Annotated in this window: 4 protein-coding genes; all 4 read right to left on the reverse strand. The window is 65.7% G+C overall.

The window, feature by feature from the left end; all coding sequences use genetic code 11:
* Positions 1 to 855: recombinase RecA (gene recA, locus RT424_RS23920; protein ID WP_313443329.1), on the reverse strand; the 855-nt coding region annotated here is incomplete at its 3' end.
* Between the two features lie 96 nt (positions 856 to 951).
* Positions 952 to 3438, reverse strand: coding sequence for an ATP-binding protein (locus RT424_RS23925; RefSeq protein ID WP_313443331.1), 2487 nt, complete (start codon positions 3436 to 3438; stop codon positions 952 to 954).
* On the reverse strand, positions 3435 to 4052 hold the full coding sequence (locus RT424_RS23930) for a DUF2062 domain-containing protein (RefSeq protein ID WP_313443333.1): 618 nt from the start codon (positions 4050 to 4052) through the stop codon (positions 3435 to 3437). Before RT424_RS23930 ends, RT424_RS23925 begins: the two co-directional genes overlap by 4 nt.
* Positions 4049 to 4531 (reverse strand): SsrA-binding protein SmpB, encoded by a 483-nt coding sequence (smpB, locus tag RT424_RS23935; protein WP_313443336.1) that lies wholly within the window; start codon positions 4529 to 4531, stop codon positions 4049 to 4051. The genes RT424_RS23930 and smpB overlap by 4 nt, the downstream gene beginning before the upstream one ends.
* Between the last annotated feature and the right edge of the window lie 67 nt (positions 4532 to 4598).

Raw genomic sequence — 4598 nt, forward strand, 5'->3', positions numbered from 1 at the left:
GCCGATCTTGGAAATGCCCTCGCCATACATGATGTCGAATTCGACCTGCTTGAACGGCGGCGCGACCTTGTTCTTTACCACCTTCACGCGGGTGGCGTTGCCGACGATATCGTCGCGGTCCTTGATCTGGCCGGTGCGGCGGATGTCGAGGCGGACCGAGGCATAGAACTTGAGCGCGTTGCCGCCCGTGGTCGTTTCCGGGTTACCGTACATCACGCCGATCTTCATGCGCAGCTGGTTGATGAAGATCACCATGCAGCGCGAGCGGCTGATCGAGCCGGTCAGCTTGCGGAGCGACTGGCTCATCAGACGGGCCTGGAGGCCGACGTGGCTATCGCCCATCTCGCCTTCGATTTCCGCGCGGGGGACCAGCGCGGCGACCGAGTCCACCACCAGCACGTCGATCGCGTTCGAACGGACCAGGGTATCGGTGATTTCGAGCGCCTGTTCGCCGGTATCGGGCTGCGAGACGATCAGTTCGTCGATATTGACGCCCAGCTTCTTGGCATAGACGGGATCGAGCGCGTGTTCGGCATCGATGAAGGCGGCGGTGCCGCCGGACTTCTGTGCCTCTGCGATGACATGGAGCGCAAGCGTGGTCTTGCCTGAGCTTTCCGGCCCGTAGACTTCGATCACGCGGCCGCGCGGAAGACCACCGACCCCCAGCGCGATGTCGAGTCCGAGCGAACCGGTGGAGATCGCCTCCACCTGCATCGCTTCCTTGGAACCCAGCTTCATCGCGGAGCCCTTGCCGAACGCCTTGTCGATCTGCGCAAGCGCGGCTTCGAGCGCCTTCTGACGGTCCATGTTGTCCTTTTCCTTGCCTTCCTGGATCAGCTTGAGCTGAGCAGCCATGTCTCTTCCCCTTGCTACCGGCCTGACCGGAAAGGTCAACGTCGCGGGGATCTATGTATCGCCTTTGTTCTCATGGAACAAGAGGGGAACTTCGGCTTATTTCCTATTTTTAACGCCGCCTGCGGTGCGGGCCAGAACATCCCCGACTTTTTCCGAGAGCTGCTGCACCGAAAAGGGCTTGGGCATGAACCAGGCATTGGCGATGCCGATTTCCTTGCGCAGTTGCTCTTCGGCATAGCCGGACATGAACAGCACCGGCAGGTCCGGCGCGATACGGCGGATCTCCCGCGCCATGGCAGGCCCATCCAGCGACGGCATCACCACGTCCGAGACGACCAGATCGAACCGCCCCCCCTCTTCCACGAGTTCGAGGCCTTCCTCGCCGTCGCGCGCGCATGTGACGACATAGCCTTGCCGCGTCAGCGCGCGCTCGGCGACGATGCGCACGGGATCCTCGTCCTCCACGAGCAGGATCGCGCCGCCGCCCGCCCACTGGCTTGGTTCGGCCTCGGGCTCCTCGACGGGAGCGGGTTCGGGCGCGCTGCCGGGGGCGACATGATGGACCGGCAGGTAGACGACGAACCGCGTACCCCTGCCCGCTTCGCTTTCCGCGAAGATGAAACCGCCGGACTGCTTGACGATGCCATAGACGGTGGAAAGCCCCAGTCCGGTGCCCTTGCCCTGTTCCTTGGTGGTGAAGAACGGCTCGAATATCTTGCCGAGGTGTTCGGAGGGAATGCCGCCGCCGGTGTCCTCCACGATCAGCGCGGTATAGTCTCCCGCCGGGATGATCTCGCTGCGCATGGCCCGCACATCGATATTGCTGATGCGGCGGGTGGCGAGCGTGAGGATGCCCGCGCCATCGCCCTTCATCTGCATGGCGTCGCGCGCGTTCACGGCGAGGTTGACGATCACCTGCTCGAGCTGCGTCGGGTCGGCACGGACCGGGCCGAGATCGCGGTCGTGGCTGACCACAAGCTGGATCTTCTCGCCGATCAGGCGGCGCAGCATCTGCGAAACGTCGGCCACCACGTCGGGAAGCTGGAGCACTTCGGGGCGCAAGGTCTGCTGGCGAGAAAAGGCCAGAAGCTGGCGGGTCAGCGAGGCCGCGCGGTTGGAATTGGCGCGGATCTGCTGGATGTCGTCATAGTCCGAATCGCCCGGCGTGTGGCGCATCAGCATGAGGTCGCAGGTGCCCAGGATCGCCGTCAGCACATTGTTGAAATCGTGCGCCACGCCGCCTGCAAGCTGGCCCACGGCCTGCATCTTGGTGGCCTGCGCGACCTGGCGCTTGAGGCGGGTTTCCTCGGAATTGTCGGTCAGGCCAAGCAGTACCGCCGCCTCGCCCAGGCCGCGCACACCCGCGAGGCTTAGCGAAACCGGGTCGTCCGGCTGCGAAGTCAGGCGCACCGCGATATCGCCGGCAGCGGCAGGCCCCTGCGCGAAACGCCGGATCGCCTCGGACAGGGCGCGCTTGTCATCACGAACCACGAGGTCGGTCGGATAGCTTGGCGGGTGCTGCCCTTCCTGTCCCGCGGCGCGCATGAAGGCGGGATTGGCGAACAGCAGCCGCCCGTCGCGATCGGCCATGGCCAGGCCGAGCGGCAACTGGCTGAGCAGCGCCTCCAGATGCGGCGCGGCGGTTCCGCCGCCGCCGCCGGCACCGATGCCCTGCCCCGCTTCCACCACCAGCATCAGCGAGGGGGTGAGGTTGGGATCTGGCTCAGCCGGCGAATCGGGGTCGGCGATGGGAACGTGATAGAGCACGAGCGGCCCGCCGCGACCGGCATCACGCGCCCAGCCGATGCGCTCGCCTTCTTCCTGGCTGATCAGCGCCACGAAATCGAGGCCGGTCATATCGGCCAGGGCATCGCCGGTGGCGCGTTGGGCGAAGCCGGCGCTGGCCGCGCGGATCATGCCGTCAGGATCGACCACGGCCGCCGATATCCCCGCGCGAGCCAGCCCCTTCCCCAGCTTTCCGTCGACCTGCCGTACCAGCTCCCCGACGATATCGACCGAGTTGACCGGCCGGATGCGCCAGACCAGAAAATCGTCCCCGCGCCCCGAACGCTGGATCTCGACCCGCCAATCCAGCGCCATCTCGCCTTCGGTTCGCACTTCCGCCCGGGCATGACCGTCGCGCCAGGCAGAGCGGACGGCATCGGTGAGCCGCTCCAGCGCGGCATCATCCACCGGCAGGCGCGGCGGGGGGCTGGCGGTGCCGAACCACTGTTCGAAACTGCCGTTGGCGCAGGCGAGACGCCCCGCCCGGTCGGTTACGGCAATGGCGATATCGGTGCGATCTATCGCCGCCACCGTTACGGACCAGTCGGGCTGGGCGAATTCCACGTCGGCGGCTGCGGGGCGGCGGTTGGCGAGCATCCATGCAAGGCCGCCGAAAACCATCAGCGTGCCCGTGAGTATCGCTACGAGCAGGCCGTCGCCGCTCACCAGCCAGACAAGCGCGGCGCTGGCCGCGAGGGCAAGCGCGACGATCGTCGTGTCCGAAAGCCCCGCGATGCGAATCTGGCTCTGCGGCCTGCCGGCCCCCTGCCCATCAGCCCCCTGCCGGCCTGCCTTCATGCAATTCCTTCCGTGTCGCCGGTCTTCACTGGAGGCTGCCCGTCCTCGCTTTCGACATGGCGGAACAAGCTGCGATGGCGGCGGGCACGATGCTTGCGGCCGATCCAGTAGCGCCAGAACCACATGGTAAGGAAATAGCTGACGAAGGCCGCGACCACCGACTGGATGAACAGGCCTATCAGCACTGCCGGCGCCGTGTCGGACAGCAGCCAGCCCCGCCACTGGGCGAGGCCCGCGCCTTCGCGCACCATCGCTTCCACCGTGGCGATATCGGCGTGATAGCCGAAGCTGTTTCCGATCGCGACCGCGACGGGAAGGATGATGAGCAGCGTCGTCACCGGATTGCTGATGAAGGTGACGGCGGCGGCCAGCGGAATGTTTCCGCGAAACGGCACGCACATCAGCGCTGCGCCGACGATCTGAACGCCGGGGATCAGCGCGAAGATGCCGATGAACATGCCCACGGCCACGCCCCGCGGCACCGATCGCCGCGTGAAGCGGAACAGTTCCGGCCGCCGCGTGAAAGGCGCGGTGAAGCGATTCGCCTCAAGCTGCGCATGCGTGGGCATCTGGCCGTGCAGCCAGGCGCCCAGGCGGTGCAGCAGGTCGCTCACTTGTGCTCGCGCAGGATGCGGCCCTGCTCCCGCTTCCAGTCGCGTTCCTTGATCGTGTGGCGTTTGTCTGCCGCGTTCTTGCCCTTGGCCAGCGCGAGTTCGACTTTGGCGCGGCCCCGACCGTTGAAGTAGATCGAGAGCGGCACCAGGGTCATGCCCTTGCGCTCTACCGAGCCTTGCAGGCGAGAGAGTTCGCGCTCGTGCAGCAGCAGTTTGCGCGGGCGCTTGGGCACATGATTGTAGCGATTGCCGTGGCTGAATTCGGGCACGTTGGAGTTCACCAGCCAGCATTCGCCGTTCTTGATCTCGGCGTAGGACTCCGCGATCGACCCTTCGCCGAACCGCAACGATTTAACCTCGGTGCCGGTCAGCGCGATGCCGGCCTCGAAGGTTTCCTCGATGTAGTACTCGAAGCGGGCCTTGCGGTTTTCCGCGACGCTTTTGTGCTTGTCGAATGTCGGGTGCTGCGGACGTGCCATGATGACCCGGCATGTAGGGATTCGCGCGCGAAAAGGAAACGTCTCCTTTGCGTGATTTCGTCATCCC

The organism is Novosphingobium sp., assembly GCF_032093395.1.
In the GTDB taxonomy this organism is placed as follows: Bacteria; Pseudomonadota; Alphaproteobacteria; order Sphingomonadales; family Sphingomonadaceae; genus Novosphingobium.